This is a genomic window from Ruminiclostridium sufflavum DSM 19573 (assembly GCF_003208175.1).
Taxonomy (GTDB): Bacteria; Bacillota; Clostridia; order Acetivibrionales; family DSM-1351; genus Ruminiclostridium; species Ruminiclostridium sufflavum.
This window is the reverse complement of the sequence record NZ_QKMR01000001.1, coordinates 79175-97292: the sequence shown is the minus strand read 5'-3', so window position 1 is coordinate 97292 and position 18118 is coordinate 79175. Positions and strand designations below refer to the sequence as shown.

General features: G+C 39.3%; 12 protein-coding genes. 10 read left to right on the top strand and 2 right to left on the bottom strand.

The features are described from left to right. The first annotated feature begins 321 nt into the window (after nt 1-321). The 6 genes from LY28_RS00410 (at nt 322) to LY28_RS00380 (ending at nt 9476) form a co-directional block, all read left to right on the top strand. Entirely contained in the window at nt 322-921 is a 600-nt protein-coding gene (locus LY28_RS00410; RefSeq protein WP_110460187.1) for a nitroreductase family protein, read from the top strand. Nucleotides 922-1055: 134 nt separating this feature from the next. After that, nucleotides 1056-2309 carry a chloride channel protein gene (locus LY28_RS00405; protein ID WP_110460186.1) on the top strand — a complete coding sequence of 418 codons (1254 nt, stop codon included), beginning with the start codon at nt 1056-1058 and terminating at the stop codon, nt 2307-2309. 664 nt (nt 2310-2973) lie between these two features. Continuing rightward, the gene (gene alaS / locus LY28_RS00400; RefSeq protein ID WP_165835447.1) at nt 2974-5586 is read left to right on the top strand and encodes an alanine--tRNA ligase; all 2613 of its coding nucleotides are present in this window, start codon (nt 2974-2976) and stop codon (nt 5584-5586) included. A gap of 160 nt (nt 5587-5746) precedes the next feature. Further along, nucleotides 5747-7099: an asparagine--tRNA ligase gene (asnS, locus tag LY28_RS00390; protein ID WP_110460183.1), complete on the top strand. Its 1353-nt coding sequence runs from the start codon at nt 5747-5749 to the stop codon at nt 7097-7099. A gap of 156 nt (nt 7100-7255) precedes the next feature. Continuing rightward, on the top strand, nt 7256-7939 hold the full coding sequence (sfsA, locus tag LY28_RS00385; protein WP_110460182.1) for a DNA/RNA nuclease SfsA: 684 nt from the start codon (nt 7256-7258) through the stop codon (nt 7937-7939). A gap of 130 nt (nt 7940-8069) precedes the next feature. After that, complete coding sequence (locus LY28_RS00380) at nt 8070-9476, top strand: alanine/glycine:cation symporter family protein (protein WP_110460181.1); 1407 nt, start codon at nt 8070-8072, stop codon at nt 9474-9476. 168 nt (nt 9477-9644) lie between these two features. Here LY28_RS00380 and LY28_RS00375 read toward each other — a convergent pair whose 3' ends face one another. Beyond that, nucleotides 9645-10157: a ferritin gene (locus LY28_RS00375; protein ID WP_110460180.1), complete on the bottom strand. Its 513-nt coding sequence runs from the start codon at nt 10155-10157 to the stop codon at nt 9645-9647. A 279-nt stretch (nt 10158-10436) separates the two neighbouring features. On the opposite strand from LY28_RS00375, the gene LY28_RS00370 reads away from it, so the two are divergent. The 3 genes from LY28_RS00370 to LY28_RS00360 all read left to right on the top strand — a co-directional run bounded on the left by LY28_RS00370 (nt 10437) and on the right by LY28_RS00360 (nt 14602). Next, nucleotides 10437-10691, top strand: a complete 255-nt coding sequence (locus LY28_RS00370; RefSeq protein WP_110460179.1) for a TfoX/Sxy family protein — start codon at nt 10437-10439, stop codon at nt 10689-10691. 116 nt (nt 10692-10807) lie between these two features. Beyond that, nucleotides 10808-12502, top strand: coding sequence for a proline--tRNA ligase (gene proS / locus LY28_RS00365; RefSeq protein WP_110460178.1), 1695 nt, complete (start codon nt 10808-10810; stop codon nt 12500-12502). Between the two features lie 669 nt (nt 12503-13171). Continuing rightward, nucleotides 13172-14602 (top strand): cellulase family glycosylhydrolase, encoded by a 1431-nt coding sequence (locus LY28_RS00360; RefSeq protein WP_110460177.1) that lies wholly within the window; start codon nt 13172-13174, stop codon nt 14600-14602. 95 nt (nt 14603-14697) lie between these two features. On the opposite strand, the gene LY28_RS00355 is transcribed toward LY28_RS00360, so the two are convergent. Continuing rightward, nucleotides 14698-16656: an alpha-amylase family glycosyl hydrolase gene (locus LY28_RS00355; protein ID WP_110460176.1), complete on the bottom strand. Its 1959-nt coding sequence runs from the start codon at nt 16654-16656 to the stop codon at nt 14698-14700. A gap of 413 nt (nt 16657-17069) precedes the next feature. Between LY28_RS00355 and LY28_RS00350 the strand changes: the two genes are divergently transcribed. Beyond that, on the top strand, nt 17070-18074 hold the full coding sequence (locus tag LY28_RS00350) for a cysteine peptidase family C39 domain-containing protein (protein WP_110460175.1): 1005 nt from the start codon (nt 17070-17072) through the stop codon (nt 18072-18074). The last annotated feature ends 44 nt before the right edge of the window (nt 18075-18118 follow it).

Here is an 18118-nt window from a genome sequence, read left to right as displayed (position 1 = left end):
GTTAAGTATAATTTGGTAAGATAATGGGAGAAGTTTTAAAAAAATCAACCAATATCAATAATTTTCAACAATAATTACGGATAAAATATTACTAAAGCCAATTACAGTTGAAAGCCTCTGGAACAGAATATTTTTTTAAGCCGGAATATATCCTCCATAAATAAAATATATAGAATATGTGTTTAATAAAATGAAATTTGTGGTAAGACTATATATAAATCAGCAACTCAACTTTTTCGGTTGAAATTTTAGGTTTAAAATTTAATTTAAATAGAGAAATAGAAAGTTGAGAAATTAAAATTATAGAAGGAGCGGTTAAAAATGGAAAAAAATTTTTTAGATGCGGTAAAAGAAAGAAGAACTTTTTATGGAATAAGTAAGGAAGCAACAGTATCTGATGAAAGAATCAAGGAGATTATAGAACATGCTGTGCTGCACTCGCCAACAGCCTTTAATTCTCAAAGCTCAAGAGTTGTTTTGCTGCTGAAGAGCCATCATGACAGATTATGGGATATTACAAAAGAAGCTCTGAGAAAGATAGTACCTGCTGATAGCTTCAGTGCCACAGAGGAGAAAATAAATTCATTTCGCAACGGGTACGGAACAGTTTTATTTTTTGAGGACCAAAGTATAATTGAATCCCTGCAAAATCAATTCAGTACCTATAAGGATAATTTCCCTGTATGGTCCCAGCAGGCAAGCGGCATAAACCAATTCGTTATTTGGACTGCCCTTGAAATTGAAGGCTTTGGCGCATCCTTGCAGCATTACGGCGAGCTTATTGAAGAAGCTACAAAAAAGGAATGGGGAATACCGGCTAATTGGAAGCTGATTGCGCAGATGCCTTTTGGAAAACCATCTGTACAGCCTGATGAAAAACAATTTTTACCGGTAGAAGGACGTATTAAAATCTTTGATTAATAAATAATAATTTACTGCTTTCGGTTATCTGTCACAGATATTATTCGCAATTATCACAAAATTTGAAATTTGACATAAAAACGATAATTGATTACGATATATTAAACAGTAATTACAGAAGGTAGTGGTAACAGGTGGACGTAATAAAATCAAAGATAAAATCTGCGCTGAATTATATTATAACTTTTTTCAGGTGGGTTGCCCTCGCAGGAATTACAGGCTGTGTCGGAGGATTTATAGGAGCGGTTTTTCATAAAAGTGTTGAATTTGCTACGGAAATAAGAGCTTTAGATGATTTTATGATTTTTTTGCTGCCTTTAGGCGGACTTTTTATAGCAATGCTTTATAAAAGATATAATATGAGCGAAAATACAGGAACAAATCATATTATTGATTCTATGAGAACGGAAGACAAAGTGCCTGCGGTAATAGCACCTTTAATATTTGTCAGCACCGTAATAACTCATTTGTTCGGCGGCTCGGCAGGAAGGGAAGGTGCGGCACTGCAGCTTGGCGGGGGTATTGGCTCTCAAATCGGACGGATTTTTCATCTGGATGACAAGGATACAAATGTAATTGTAATGTGCGGAATGAGCGGTGTGTTTTCGGCACTGTTCGGCACTCCTTTGACAGCCACAATGTTTGCCATGGGAGTTATAAGTATTGGTATAACGTATTATTCAACATTTGTACCTTGCTTGGTTTCGTCAATTGCGGCATATGTTATTTCGCTGCATTTTGGTATAAAACCTTTCAGGTATGTATTGAGTTCAGTCCCTGAGCTTTCTCTGAATTCAATATTTTACACAGTTTTGCTTTCAGCCCTTTGTGCTCTGCTCAGTATAGTATTCTGTGTGACAATGCGAAGAACCGAAGCCTTATATGAAAAAATTAAAAATCAATATGTTCGGATTCTTACCGGCGGAATAATCGTAGTCGTGCTTACGCTTATTGTGGGTACAAGAGATTATAACGGTATAGGCATGGATGTAATAGAGAAGGCCATGAACGGAGACACAAAGCCGGCGGCCTTCTTATTGAAAATAATATTTACGGCACTTACTATCGGTGCAGGCTATAAGGGCGGAGAAATTGTACCTACATTCTTTATAGGTTCAACCTTCGGATGCCTGTTCGGAGCTGCTGTTGGAATTAATCCGGGCTTTTGTGCCGCCATAGGTCTTGTCTCGCTTTTCTGCGGTGTTGTAAATGCTCCTATAGCTGCTATTATTTTAAGCATAGAGGTATTCGGGTCAGACGGACTGTTGCTGTTTGCCATTGCATCAAGTGTAAGCTATATGCTGTCCGGATATTATGGCTTGTATCGAAGTCAGAAAATAGTATATTCTAAATTAAAAACTGAATTTATTAATATAAATGCAAAATAACTTAAAAAGCTATACCAGCAATAGGAGACTTGCAAAAAATTGCTTCATAAGCTGCCGCAGCTCCAGGAGGTATGTAACAGGTCAGACCTGAGCTGTATACAATTCCTAATAAAGAGGGCGGCCTTTTGCTTTGCAATATAAAAATGAAAAATTTTAGAATTTACCATAAAATAATGAAACAATTGACAGATAATGAAAAAATATGGTATATTATGCATGAACATATAAATTAAAAAGATTTACATTGAGAGGACAGCTTAAATTGGCAATACTTAAAACTTCAGTATATAGTATTTTGCAGCACAGATAAAAGCATTGGTAAAGGTATTTTATATTTTTACCGATGCTTTTATTCTATGTTTAGATAAATGCTGCTTTAAAAGCATGGTTAGACTAAAAAATAGCAGGCTATAATTTAAAATATAGAACTAAATATAGATTAAAAATTTTACTGCTTGAAAAGAACTATGCCGCAAAAGCTGCTCGCAGCTTTTTGATATGCGAAGAGAAAGATGAATGCACGAAATGTAAACTTCGCATTTTTCAAGCTGACCGCCAGATTTGTTAGAATATGATACAATATGCAATGTTTATTGATATTAAGCGAAGTATGTGATATAATTCATACCTAATCGAGAAGATGATTTTGATTTGGAGGAGCATTATGTATACTATTACAAGTGATGAAATCAGAACAATATTTTTGGAGTATTTCCAAAAACATAATCATAAAAAAATAGCAGAGTCTTCTGTAATTCCTGAGAATGATCCCACCTTATTATTCATAAATTCCGGAATGGCTCCGTTGAAAAATTATTTTACCGGGGAAGAGGTTCCTCCTGCAAGCAATCTCTGTAATATTCAGCCATGTATAAGAACAATTGATATTGATGAAATCGGAGACAGGCACCATCTGACAAGCTTCGAAATGCTGGGAAGCTGGTCGTTTAACAACTATTTCAAGGAAGATGCCATTAAGCTTGCGTTTGAATTGCTTACAGAAGGCTTAAAAATACCAAAGGAAAAATTATATGCCACTGTATTTATGGGCTCAAAGGAACTGAATCTTGAGCCTGATACGGAATCAATAGAGATATGGCAAAAGGCAGGAATGGACAGAAGTCATATTGTTCCTCAGCCGTTTGAGGATAATTTTTGGGGGCCTACTGCTGAAACCGGGCCATGCGGGCCATGCACCGAAGTGTTTTATGATACCGGTGAGGAGTACGGTGAAGCGTATACAGAGGGCGGAGAGTTTGACACCAGAAAGCGTTATATAGAAATTTGGAATGCCGGTGTTTTCATGCAGCTGAATAAAATGAGCGACGGAACTTATGAGCCTTTGAAGTTCAAAAGTGTTGATACGGGCGCAGGCTTGGAAAGACTTACCATGACGCTCAATAAGCTTAATTCGGTTTACGAGATTGATTCATTGAGGCCAATTGTAGATATTATCAAAAATCAGTGTACAAGCCTGAGTCCGGAATCGGATATTCCTGAAAGCAAAATAAACATACTGTCCGATCACTTGAGAACGGTTACCATATTGCTGGCTGCAGGAGCAGTTCCGGGCAATGCCGGAAGGGGATATATCCCTCGCAAGCTGATTCGTAAATGCTGTACCATTCTTGCTAAATATAAGGTGGATAACTTTAATTATAAAGAGGTTATAAATAAAATAATCGAGCACTACAATAAATACTACGGACACTTTGAAAAAAACAGGAATCAGATTTTTTCCGTTTTTAATAAAGAGGTTGAGGGTTATTCCGCTGTTTTAGAGGAAGGCACTGCCCGTATAGAAAAAATGTGCGGAGGGTTGACTGCTATTTCGGGAAAGGATGCTTTTGTTTTAGTTACCTCGTACGGCTTGCCCTTTGATTTTATTCAGGAGTATGCAGCCGAGCACGGCATGACTATTGATAAAGAGGAATATGATAATGAAATAAAGCATCATAAGGAAATATCAAAAATAGGTCTGAATGAAGAGGGCGGAAACGGAAGCAGTCTGCCGGCACTTAAAGGTCTGGCTGAAAATTTTGCTAAAACCGGTTTCACCGGATATGAGGAGCTGTCCTGTAAGGCTCATATAATAGGAATTATAAAGGATAATGCCGAGGCAGAGCTTGCCGCGGCAAATGAGCAGGCAATAATAATAACCGACAAGAGCTGTTTTTATGCTGAAAGCGGAGGACAGATTGCTGATACAGGTACGATAAGCGCCGGAAATATGCAGCTTGAAGTAACCGATGTCAAAAAAGCAGAGGAGGTATTCTTCCATTTTGCAAAGGTTATAAGCGGAGAAGTCAGAGTTGACCAAGCTGTTGATATGATAGTCGATTCAGAACGCAGAACAAAAATAGAGGCTAACCACTCAGCGGTACATTTGCTGCAGAAGGCCTTGAGAATATATTTAGGTGAAAGCGTGAAGCAGGCCGGTTCCCTTGTAACGGACGACAGGCTGAGGTTTGACTTCCAGTGTGATAAAAAGCTTGAGGCTGATGTTCTGGACTTAATTGAAGCAACTGTAAATGAATATATCAGAAGGGATTATGTCAGAGAGGTTCAGGAAACATCGTATGAGCAGGCTGTAAAGGAAGGAGCACTGGCCTTTTTCAGCAATAAGTATTCAGATGTGGTCAGAATGGTTTCTTTCGGAGAGGTATCAAAGGAATTATGCGGCGGTACACATATTGCATCAACAGGTAAAATCGGGTTTTGCAAAATTATTTCCGAGGAAAGTGCAGGACGCGGAATCAGAAGAATAGTTGCATTGACAGGAAGTGAAGCTGTGCGGTATGTTCAGGAGGAAATAAAGCTTTTGAATGAAATAGCAGCTAAGCTGAAAACAGGTAAAAAGCAAATTCTTTCCAAGCTGGATACCTTGGGCACAAAAAAGGAACAGCCGGAGGAAGCTGCATTTACCGTTATGACAAAAGAGCAGACAGCCAAAAGTACATTGCAAAGCTCAAAAGGGACAGCATATATCACAAGAGAGTATCCTGCAATGACCGATGAGGTTCGTGATGAGGCAATAAGGGTCGCTGAGCTCATAAGGGGTGTTGTTTGCTTCTACAGTATTGTTGATGATAAGGTGCAAATAACAATTGCAATTGACAAGGAATTATCCAAAAGCTGCAATGCAAACGGAGTGATAAAGAGCGCATTGGCTTATTTGGACGGAAAGGGCGGAGGCTCCGCATATCTGGCACGAGGCAGCGGAAATAACGCCGGCGGTTTGAAGGATATGCTTGAAGGCTTTAAAACATTATTCTGATTTATATATTGATGGTACTGAAATTTTTATATAAAATAGCAATGCCGGCATGCTGCAGAAGGGTAACAGACGGTATGCCTGCTTTTGCTGCGGGGATAGCCAACATGACAAATTGCTCTGGGATATTAAGTCCTAATTTAGTAGGAAAGGAAAAGAAAAAATGTATATCAATGAATTATATAAGGAACAAAAGGCATACATTGACAAGGAAGTAACGCTTAACGGATGGATCAGAAATCATAGAAAGCAGAAAAAGATGGGATTTATCGATTTCTTTGACGGTTCATGCTTTAAATCAATTCAGATTGTTTACGAAGATACTCTTGCTAATTTTGATGATATAAGAGGTATCCACATAGGTGCGGCTGTCACAATAGAAGGGACTGTGGTGACAAGTGCTGTGAATGCTGAGAATATTGAGATTAATGCAAAAAATATTCTTTTATTGGGTGATGCACCTGAGGATTATCCTTTGCAGCCTAAAAAACATACAATTGAGTTCTTGCGTGAAATAGCTTATTTGCGTCCGAGAACCAGAGTTTTTCAAGCGGTATTCAGAATTAGAAGTCTTGCGGCAATGGCTATACATGAATATTTTCAGAATAAAGGCTATGTTTATGTCCACACTCCTATTATTTCCGGCAATGATGCGGAAGGCGCAGGCAATACCTTTACCGTAACATGTCTGGACAACAATAAATACGAGGAGGATTTCTTTGGCAGGAAAACCTCACTGGCAGTTACCGGGCAGTTGGAGGCAGAAACCTTTGCGATGGCGTTTGGCAAGGTATATACATTTGGACCTACCTTCAGAGCGGAGAATTCAAATACAAAAACACATGCGGCTGAATTTTGGATGATTGAGCCTGAAATTGCTTTTTGTGATTTGAACCAATTGATGGATACCGAAGAGGATTTTTTGAAAAGTATAGTTTCATATATACTGGAAAAGGCAAAAGACGAGCTGGAATTCCTTGAAGGATACACAAAGATAAAGCTGTCTGACAGACTTACAAAATTAAAGGACTCCGAGATTGCCAGAGTAACTCATAAAAAGGCAATAGAAATATTAAAGCAGGCTCCGAACCAGTTTGTATTTGAACCTGAGTTTGGTAAGGATTTGGCTCGTGAGCATGAAAAGTATCTTACAGAGGAGTATTTTAACGGTCCTGTATTTGTTTATGATTGGCCAAAAGATATCAAGGCCTTTTATATGTATCAGAATGATGATAATGAAACAGTAGCGGCTGTGGATTTATTGGTGCCCGATGCAGGCGAGCTGATGGGCGGAAGCCAGAGAGAGGTAAGATATGATTTACTCTTTAATAAGATGAATCAATTGGGCGTTTCAACCGAGGAAATGTATTGGTATTTGAATCTGCGCAAATTTGGTTCGTGCAACCATGCCGGATTTGGTATGGGATTTGAAAGGTTCTTGATTTATGTAACAGGAGTAGATAATATACGTGATGTAATTCCTTATCCCAGAACGCCGGGCTATTGTGAGTTCTAGGGTTTTTGCAGAAAATATAATCAAAAAAATTTTACGATAGAGCCAATAAACACAGTTAAATGCGGTTGTTGGCTATTGTTTTCCATTTACTTAGAAAACTGGCAGGGTGTTTTTTGCATCGATGCTTTTATATAGCTTAATGGGAGAGAATTAAAGATGAAATATAATAATGTACAAAAGGCAAAATTTATAGAACGTCCGAATCGGTTTATTGCATATGCAGAGATAAACGGTGCCGTTGAGATATGCCATGTTAAGAACACCGGCCGGTGCAGAGAATTATTGCAGCGGGGTTGTACCGTATATCTGGAAGAAAGCAGTAATCTCAGCAGAAAAACGAGATATGATATCATTGCGGCGGAGAAGGGGAAGCTGCTTATAAACATGGATTCTCAGGCTCCCAATAAGGCAGTAAGGGAATGGCTTGAAGCAGGAGGGCTGTATGATGCTCCTGCCTTGATAAAGCCGGAGATGATGCATGGAGATTCCAGAGTTGATTTTTATATTGAGGACAAGAGCCGTAAAGCTTTTATAGAGGTAAAAGGAGTAACACTGGAAAAAGACGGGGTGGCGGCTTTCCCAGATGCACCTACGGAACGGGGTGTGAAGCATATCCGCCACTTGATTGACGCCATGAAGGAGGGCTATGAGGCTTATCTGCTGTTTGTTATACAGTTTAAGCCTGCTAAATACATCATTCCTAATGATGTGACACATCCGGAATTCGGAAGTGTATTGCGGGAGGCTGCCACAGCAGGAGTCAAGGTTCTGGCCTATGATTGTAAGGTGACACCGGACTCTATGCAGCTTGACAGTGAAGTACCGGTCAAGCTCCAGTAAAATATCCGGTTGACGGCATACTGCTTACATTTCCAGACAGATAAGCCTTAGCAATACGGAATCAATGGCGTCTACAGTATTATCCGCATTTTATGTTGGTTATTAAAGTCATGAAGGGATCGGTTATCTAATGTTAGAACAGATTAACAGCTTTATTGCATGGTTTGACGGAGTTGTATGGGGTCTTCCGCTTATAATCCTTGTTTTGCTTGTGGGGATTCAGTTTACATTGCGAATGGGATTTTTGCAGGTCAGGCATTTGCCAAGAGCGCTTAACTACATGGTAAGAAATGAAGAAGGCGGCAAAGGCGAGGTTTCAAGCTTCGGTGCGCTATGTACCGCACTTTCGGCTACTATCGGTACGGGAAATATTGTGGGTGTTGCAACGGCAATTGTGGCAGGAGGTCCGGGTGCGCTTTTCTGGATGTGGATTGCCGCCTTTTTTGGCATGGCTACAAAATATGCCGAAGGGCTGCTGGCAATAAAATATCGCAATATTAGCGAGGATGGTCATGTCTTGGGAGGACCGTTCTATTATATAGAAAATGGTATGGGCAGGAACTGGAAATGGCTGGCGAAGGCATTTGCGTTTTTTGGAGCATGTGCCGGACTTTTAGGTATAGGAACGATGACTCAGATAAACGGAATATCCGATTCGGTCCGGAATTTCTTTGACACAAATAACGAGTGGACTGTATCCCTGATGGGTAAAAGCTATTCGTGGACTGTTGTAATAACTGCGGTTGTTGTAACTTTATGTGCCGGGCTTGTCATTATCGGCGGCTTGAAAAGAATTGCATCGGTATCTGAAATTGTTGTGCCGTTTATGGCGATATTCTATGTTGTTGCAGCAATTATTGTTGTATGTGTAAATTATAAGGCTATTCCGGATGCCATCGTACAGGTTTTTGAAGGCGCATTTGGGCTGAGAGCAATAGGCGGCGGTGCTTTGGGAGCTATGCTGGTTGCAATGCAAAAAGGTATAGCCAGGGGTATTTTCTCAAATGAATCAGGCCTTGGCAGTGCTCCGATTGCAGCTGCGGCGGCAAAAACGCATGAGCCTGCACGTCAGGGTTTGGTATCAATGACAGGTACTTTTATAGACACAATCATAATATGCACTATGACAGGTCTTTGCATTATTACAACCGGCGCTTGGAATATCGGGCTGGAGGGTGCGGCTGTGACACAGTATGCTTTTAAATCGGGCTTTCCATTTGCTCCGTCACTGGGTGCATTTATTCTGATGCTCAGCCTTGTTTTCTTCGCCTTTACTACTATTATCGGCTGGAATTACTACAGCGAACGCTGTATGGAGTATTTGACCAACGGGAATATGAAGGCTGTTATTGTTTACCGCTGGCTGTATATAATAGCAGTGTTTATGGGACCGTTCTTAACAATAAAAGCTGTTTGGAATATCGCGGATATTTTCAACGGCTTAATGGCATTTCCGAACCTTATAGCTCTGCTGGCCCTTAGTGGAGTAGTGGCGGCAGAAACAAGAAAATATTTTTTAAAGATAAAAGGGAGTTAGGAAACATCGGCAGCACTTCTTAATATATAAATAAAAAAGTCAGGCTTATTTGTTTTCTAAGCCTGACTAAAGTTTTAGCGGCAATATATTGACGATATTTTATCAACAAACTGTAATCGTTGACTATTACAGTTTGTTTAGCTGATAGCAGTTGTTTTTTTTTATTCCTTAGGGAATCAATGACGGGGCAGTGTAAACTCTTGCGCCCAGTTCCTGATTTAGCATGTACAGACCTTTTGAATCGTTTCCGAATAAATCGAATTTACTGATAAGATCCGAAGAATTTTTTTCTTCCTCACCTTGTTCCTTAACAAACCAATCCAGAAACTGCATTGTACGGAAGTCCTTTTCTTTATAGGCTACGGCATAGATATTATTTATTGATGCAGTTACTGTTTTTTCATGCTCCAGAGTTGCCAGCAGGGGCTCTTTAAAATCCGCGTAATCGCTGCTGGGAGCTGCTACTGCTGTTAATACGACCTTTTCGTCATTGTTCAGCAGATAAGTTCTGAACAGCATTGCATGATCTCTTTCCTCCTGAGCCTGTATATAGAACCAATTTTCAAAGCCCTCAAGGCTTTTGTCAGAATAATAGCCTGCCATATCGAGGTAAAGATATGAAGAATAAAGTTCCTTGTTTATTTGTTCATTAATGAGCTTTGTTATTTCCGAATTTAACATATAAAGTCCTCCTTTAATTTATCTTAATTATATTATGGAAGTGTTTAAATATATATACCCTGAATTGCATCAGGTAATCAGCCGATGCCTGAATTTTTAAAATTCAGCCTCAAGCTCAAGCTATCGCCGGATATCAGCTATTCTTTGGCAGATAGTAATTGCCTTTTGAAAAAGACAAGACTGTTATATAGAATTGTACTGATGTATAATATAGAGATTAAGAAAAAAGCTTGAAAAGCTCAAAAACAGAGTTTGTACAAACATGCGCGGGAGGTTAATATGGGTGAATTGGCAAAGCTGCCGAATATCGGGAAGGCTGTGGAAGAGCAGCTGAACGAGGTCGGCATAAATACGGCTGAACAGCTAAGGGAGACAGGAAGCAGGCAGGCCTGGCTGAAAATAAGGGCGATTGACAAATCTGCCTGCATAAACAGGCTTTATGCCTTGGAAGGTGCAATACAGGGAATCAGGTGGCACTATCTTTCAGATGAAATAAAAGCTGAGCTGAAGGGATTTTACAGCTCTAAAAAATGAAGCTGACTAATGTCAAAGGCTTCAAGCCTTTAAGCTGATTTTAATGCAGCTTGGGTTTGAGGCTGATACCAGCTGTTCTTTAGCTGGTTGACTTTTTGAGAAGGGGCGCATAAAAAATGAAAGTAAAAAATCTTATAGGTGAAAGATTCAAGGAACGTCCGGCAGACTGTGTTACAGACAGTCATGCTTTTATGGTTAGGGGCGGATATATAAAAAATGTTTCAAATGGAGTATATTCCTTGTATACTCCTGCAAACAGAATAAAAAGAAAAATAGAAAACATTATACGGGAGGAAATGGAGAATATAGGTGCACAGGAGGTTTTGCTGCCGGAGGTGTCAACAGGGAGCTGTGACAATGCCGATAAACCTTTATCAGAGAATGCAGATTGCAGTGTCAGCCCGGTGACACCGGGCCTGACCAAGGAAGGGACGGCTGTCCATTTGGTGCGTGAATACGGGCAAAGCTACGCAAAATATCCTTTTGTGATATATCAGTTTAAAACAGAATTTTGTGATAAAGCAAGACCGGGAGCAGGACTTCTGGGGGCTCATCAATTTACTTCAAATAATGCCTATTCATTTCATGCATCGCAGCAGGAGCTGGAAGAACATTACGAAAAATGCAGGGAAGCATATGACAGGATTTTTTCAAGATGCGGCATACCTGAGGCGGTTACGGTGGAGTCTTATATAAGGGCAGAGGAGGAGTGTATTTCACATAAATATATGCTGCTGACTCCGGCAGGTGAGGCATCTGTGGCAGTGTGCGGGGAGTGTGGCTATAGAGCGGATATGGATTCTGCGGAAAGTGTGACAGCTAATGCCATCGGTATTCCAATTGGAGACTTGGAGGAAATCTATACACCTGATTTGTCTACAATAGAAGATATTATTAATTTTGTTAAGGTGCCTGCCGAAAATACATGCAAAGCTGTAGTATATCAAAAAAACAGGGATGACAAGTATATAATAGCTTTTTTGAGGGGTGATCTGGAGGTGAATGAATATAAATTGACAAAAGCTGTCGGGGAAGGCATACGTCCTGCGCTGATTACAGAGGAAAGCGGGATTTCTCCGGGATTTATAGGGCCTATAGGCCTGCCGCCAAATACAGAGGTTATATTTGACAGGTCATTAAGAGAAACAGAATATCTTGTGGCAGGAGCCAATAAAGCGGACATGCATATTAAGGGCCTGAATATCCGGCGTGATTATGGCGAAGCAGTTTTCTGCGATATTGCGAAAATTATTGACGGGGGAATTTGTCCGAGGTGCGGTAAAAAAGCAATTTCTGTTTGCAGGGGAATTGAATTGGGAAGGATATCGCAGGCAGGAACAAGTTTTACAAAGGCATTGGAAATGCAATATACAGATGTAAACGGAGAAAGCAGGTATCCTGTTATGGGCTGTTACGGGATAGGTATTGAAAAGCTGGCTGCTTCTGCTTGTGAAGTCTGTCATGATGAATACGGGCCTGTGTGGCCGGCAGCAATTGCTCCTTGGGAGGTACAGCTTTGCTGTATTAGGGCGGATGATGAGGAAACAGGAACATATGGTGAAGCCCTGTACAGGCGGCTTCTTAGGGAAGGAATAGAGGTTTTGTATGATGACAGGAATATCCGTGCGGGTGCTATGTTTGCAGATGCAGATTTGCTGGGGGTTCCCATTAGAATTATTGTAAGCCCGAGAAATATAAAGGAAAATCTTTTTGAAATAAACAGCAGAGATAAAAAAATATCCTTGAAGGTCGGAGAGGAAAAGATAATTGATGAAGTAAAAAGAATAATAAAGGCAATTCCTATCAATTAAAAAACGATAGGAATTGCCTTTATTATTAATTAGCTATATCCCCATATTTTTTTAAATATATAATTTGAATTTTATAACAAAACAACATATAATATGAATAGGATAGAAATAATGGGATAATTGTTTCCGTATTAGTTTTGCTGGAAATTATACCTATATTTAAAGCAGACTTTATGCGTATACGGAAATAAGTAACCGCAAATGAGATAACAGTAAGTTTGGCATGTGCCGGAGGTATGTGAATTAAAAGGAGGTGACATTTAAAAGCCCGGTAAAATTTTATTTATAAAAACGGGAATGCAGTTAAAATTTGATGATATTAATATAATTTGCCTGAAAAACAATAGAAGGATTTCCTGATTATTTTATTGTTCTAAGGCTTGTAACCTTGATTGCCTGCTAAAAATAAAAATGAACTTTTCTTGGCAGGAGTTTTGTTTCTTCGATTGAACGTTTGCCGCATGCTTAAATTCGGGGCGCGGTACGCGAAGCTTATATTTTTTCACTTCAACTTGGTACCAAGCCATATTGTTATCAGAATTTGATATTATTTTAAATTACAAAGGATAAATCATACTAAAAAATTTACACAGAGATAAAGGTATTAATTAATATTAATACACTTAGAGTAACATAGCTAAGCTATGAAAATATCGGGGAGGTAATCTAATGAAAAAAATTACAGTTTTTTTATTATGCTTTTTAATGCTTTTTACAGTAATACAGCCGGTGCAAAATGTAAGTGCGGCTGATTCTTCACTGATTCCGGATATTCAGATACAGCAGATGAATATTCCTGATAATGCTGCAATGAAATTTGTCAACAATTTAAAACTTGGATGGAATCTGGGTAATACTTTTGATGCTTTTAACTGCTACTGGCTCACAAATGAGCTGGATTATGAATCCTCATGGGTTGGTATAAAAACTACAAAAGCAATGATAGATGCAATCAAGCAGAAGGGCTTCAATGCTGTTCGTATTCCGGTTTCATGGCATGACCATGTAAGCGGTGCGGATTACAAAATAAGTGATGCATGGATGAACCGTGTAAAGGAAGTAGTTGATTATTGTATTGATAATAAGATGTACGTGATTATCAATATCCATCATGATAATGACAATACATATCCTGCATATTTTTATCCTAATTCGGCAAATTTGGATACATCCAAAAAGTATATTTCTTCTATCTGGAAGCAGATAGCTACAAAATTTGCCGATTATGATGAGCATCTTATAATGGAGGCTATGAATGAGCCGCGTATGGTAGGCCATACAAATGAATGGTGGATTGATCCGAATAATGCGGACTGTATTGATTCCATAAAGAGTATCAATCAACTGAATCAAGTATTTGTAGACACTGTACGTGCAACGGGCGGCAACAATGCAAGCAGATATCTGATGTGCCCGGGCTATTGCGCGTCTGCCGAGGGAGCAACAAATTCAAACTTTAAGCTGCCGACAGATAAGGACGGTGTTGTAAATAAAATAATTGTTTCAGTACATGCATATACACCGTGGAATTTTGCATTGCAGGCAAATTCAGAGGGCGGTATCAGCACCTGGAGCATAGATGATTCAAACAGTGTTAATCAGACAAAGGGCTTTATGGACACCTTATACAGCAAGTATACAAGTCAGGGGATTCCGGTTGTTATAGGAGAATTCGGAGCAAGAGACAAGAGCAACCTGAAGGCTAGAGTTGAGTTCGCTTCATACTATGTTGCAGCGGCCAGAGCACGCGGAATTAGCTGCTTCTGGTGGGATAACAACGCATTTACAGGTACAGGGGAATTGTTTGGCTTGCTTGACAGAGCTACCTGCCAGTTTAAATACGTTGAGATTGCAGACGGTATGGTAAAATATGTAGGCGACGGCGGACAGACAGGAAATGAAATTGTATACGGTGACTATAATAAAGACGGGAATGTCGATGCGATAGATTTTGCAGGGTTCAAGATGTATCTGCTGGATTCTCAGCATACATACAATGAAGTCTTGGATCTCAACGTTGACAATACGGTGGACGCTGTTGACTTCGCAATTATGAAGCAATACCTGCTTGGAGTCGTAACAGAGCTTCCTCGTAAATAATTAATAAGATGTGACAGCTTAAACAAATAGACGTTGTTTTTAATATAATAAGCCAATTAAGGAGTTTTCCTTAATTGGCTTATCAAATTTTGTGCTTATTCAGGGTTGTTATATTTAATGACAACAGCTGTTCTCCGGTCTGCTACAACGCCGTCTGAACGCAGAAGTCCTTCGTTAAGGGCTTCATCCACAAAACCTCCAAAGCATTTCCATGCACTGTGGAATACAATCTCAAACTGTGAGGTATCCTCCAGCTTATGGATAAAGCTGCTCTGAGAGTGAAAATTGAATATAAAGGTATAATCACCCTTGGTAAATGCCAGAATCTTGCCGGATTCATTAACATATAGCAGCTGAACCGGTTTGTCGTATATGAGATTATCCGCTAAAAAGCCAAGCATTGCAGCATCAAAATTATTGAGATACTCATATTTCAGAAAGGTGTTATCTACAAGGCTCCACTGACGTCTTGCGTATTTATAACTCCACCCGTTGCCCTCACGGGGAAAGTCAATCCATTCAGGATGGCCGAATTCATTGCCCATAAAGTTCAGATAACCATCGCCGCCTATAGTGCAGGTAACAAAGCGCAGCATTTTGTGTAAGGCAATAGCCCTGTTTATTTCTTCGCTATTTGATGCTTTATCCATATGAAAGTACATTTCCTTGTCCGCCAGCCAGAAAATAAGGGTTTTGTCACCTACCAGAGCCTGATCGTGCGACTCTGTATAGGCAATTACTTTTTCCTTTGGACGTCTTGTTGTCAGCTCATACCATAAAGTCCCCATGTTCCAGCAGTCATCACGCATTTTCATCATTTTTATCAATAAATCAGGCAGCCCCATGCCAAGTCTGTAATCAAAGCCTATGCCTCCATCAGCTACAGGAAGGCACATTCCGGGCATTCCGCTCATATCCTCCGCAATAAGTATACAATCGGGATTAACCTCTTTTGCTGTTTCTGCTGCCAGCTGAAGATATGTGATTGCTTCAAGGTCGGTGTCCATAGAAAAGTATTTTTCATATTTGTCAAAAGCTGTTCCTCTGCCATGATGGTGATAAAGCATTGAGGTTACGCCGTCAAAGCGGAAGCCGTCTAAATGATATTCTTCCAGCCAATATTTAATATTTGACAGTAAAAAATGCTGAACCTCAAATTTTCCGTAATTAAACAGACGGGTATTCCAATCGGGGTGATCGCCCTTACCTCCATGATGGCAAAATTGATAATCGGTTCCGTCAAACTCAGATAACCCTTCAACAGTATTTCTTACAGTGTGGGAATGTACTAAATCCATAATAACAGCTATTCCCATACTGTGAGCCGTATCCACAAGAGACTTGAAAGCCTCGGGTGTTCCGAAGCGTGAGGAAACTGCAAAAAAGTTTGAAACCTGATATCCAAAAGAGCCGTAATAGGGGTGCTCCATAATTGCCATAACCTGTATTGCGGTATAGCCCAGTTTTTTTATACGTGGCAATACGTTTTCGGCAAATTCTGAAAACGTAGACACACCTTCTTTTTCGCCGGACATACCTATATGGCATTCGTATATGTACAGAGGCTTGTGAGGCCTGAAGCCTGCATCATGCCATTCGAAGCTTACTGACGGATACCATATCATTCCGTCAAAGTTTTTAGAATGGGTGTCTTGTACTATTCGTCTGCAATAAAGAGGTATGCGATCAAATGCTGTGTTATTGGCTTTCAGTTTCACTCGTACTCTTGAACCGTGAGGAAGCTCTCCCTTTACAAACAGCTCCCAGTTGCCGTCAGGCAGTTTTTTCATCCTGTGTCTGGTTTCGTCCCAATCGTTAAAATCTCCAACCAGAGAGATATTCTGTGCATTTGGAGCCCATTCTCTATATACCCAGCCATCTTCGGCAGGGTGAAAACCATAATAAAGATGCCCGTTAGCAAAGGACGAGAGAGAATTTCTGTCTCCGGCCAGCATATATCTGACTTCCTTGTAGCGATTCATACGCAGTTCAATGTCGTTGGCAAAAGGCCGTAAATATGGGTCGATTTGCATAATTCTGTATTCTTTATTCATCGTGTGCTATCATCCTTACTTATCATATTAACCTCCACGCCGGGTTTTCGGCACAAAAATATTGTAAAGTAACTGTGAAGAACCTTTGCTTTGCAAAGGTATGATGTTTTTCTTTTTATATTACTAATAATATATCAAAAGGAATAAAAATGAAAGTATAGATATATTTAACCGGTTTGAAGGGCTTAAAATGGCTAAGTGCATGTGGTGACAGACTATATTTTTAACACATATTGACTGTAAAAACTATGTATGATATTGTATTTTTTGAATATAAATTAAAAGAAAATATGTATAAAGCTGTAATTTTATTGGTTAAAATAGGTTATCAAAAAATGTTGGCATCACGTCTTTAAAAACTATTTTTCGATTTGTTGGCTGCAAATACAAATTATAACAGGAGGGAATAGGTTATGAAAAGAGAACTGTTTATCAACAGAAGTCCGCTGCTGAGTGGATATTCTTTTTACGGAGGTATTTTTTCAATTTTACCTGACAGTGAAAAGATAATGCCTTGGGTCTACAATAATTTTATTCAGTTAAAGTTTATATTGGAGAATGACCTGGTTTTTTTTGACAGATACAGAAGTCTATTAGACGGATGCCCTTTTTTTAATCATTATGTGTTGATGAAATCAGAGCTGGAGGAGAGGGGGAAGCAGTTTTTGGCAGACATTATCAAGGATAAAATAGATAACGGTGCTTACTGCTTTATATATATAGACAGATATTATATACCCTTCCATAAGATGTGGTTTGAAAGAGGGCATCTTACCCACGAAATGCTGGTATACGGATATGACGATGAGAAAGAGGAATTTCTTTGCGCGGATAACGGAGATAACGGAAATTATGAATATTTTACATGCTCTTACTCACAGTTGCTTGACGGCTACTGGAAAAATGAAAATGATGATCCGTACTATTTCAGCATGCACTATGTTCAGGACATAATTATTCCAGAGGAGCAGTATATGCTTAACTATGGACAGGTAAAAAGAAGCCTGAAAAATTATCTGAATTCCATATCTATGTTAAATGAAAGTGAAGAGGTTATATTCAGTAAGTTTGGATTTAGTGTCCACAATATGGTATTGGAAAATCAAAAGATTCTGATTCAAAAGTATGAGGACAAGTTCTATTTTAATCTGAGACAAATATACATACTGATAGACCATAAGGAATTAATGAGAAGAAGGCTGAATTTCTTGTTTGACAAGGGATATCTGACTGATGACAGCTTTGAGAAAAAATATGAGTATCTGGCTTTCAAGTATAAGATATTATTATCCCTATGTATTAAGTACAATATCAAAAATAAAAAGGAGCTTTTGAATAAGTATTTTGATCTTTTCAGTACATTAATCGAATATGAAAAGAATGCTTTGGAGGATTTGGTAAGTTGCCTGTATCGCTGAATATTAAGCCTTACAGCCGAGGTAGGCTTGTATTAGACAGCTGT

Coding starts and splice junctions, on each gene's coding strand:
- LY28_RS00410 (WP_110460187.1), top strand. CDS start 322: ATGGAAAAAAATTTTTTAGATGCGGTAAAAGAAAGAAGAACTTTTTAT.
- alaS (WP_165835447.1), top strand. CDS start 2,974: ATGTATACTATTACAAGTGATGAAATCAGAACAATATTTTTGGAGTAT.
- asnS (WP_110460183.1), top strand. CDS start 5,747: ATGTATATCAATGAATTATATAAGGAACAAAAGGCATACATTGACAAG.
- sfsA (WP_110460182.1), top strand. CDS start 7,256: ATGAAATATAATAATGTACAAAAGGCAAAATTTATAGAACGTCCGAAT.
- LY28_RS00380 (WP_110460181.1), top strand. CDS start 8,070: ATGTTAGAACAGATTAACAGCTTTATTGCATGGTTTGACGGAGTTGTA.
- LY28_RS00375 (WP_110460180.1), bottom strand. CDS start 10,157: ATGTTAAATTCGGAAATAACAAAGCTCATTAATGAACAAATAAACAAG.
- LY28_RS00370 (WP_110460179.1), top strand. CDS start 10,437: ATGGGTGAATTGGCAAAGCTGCCGAATATCGGGAAGGCTGTGGAAGAG.
- proS (WP_110460178.1), top strand. CDS start 10,808: ATGAAAGTAAAAAATCTTATAGGTGAAAGATTCAAGGAACGTCCGGCA.
- LY28_RS00360 (WP_110460177.1), top strand. CDS start 13,172: ATGAAAAAAATTACAGTTTTTTTATTATGCTTTTTAATGCTTTTTACA.
- LY28_RS00355 (WP_110460176.1), bottom strand. CDS start 16,656: ATGAATAAAGAATACAGAATTATGCAAATCGACCCATATTTACGGCCT.
- LY28_RS00350 (WP_110460175.1), top strand. CDS start 17,070: ATGAAAAGAGAACTGTTTATCAACAGAAGTCCGCTGCTGAGTGGATAT.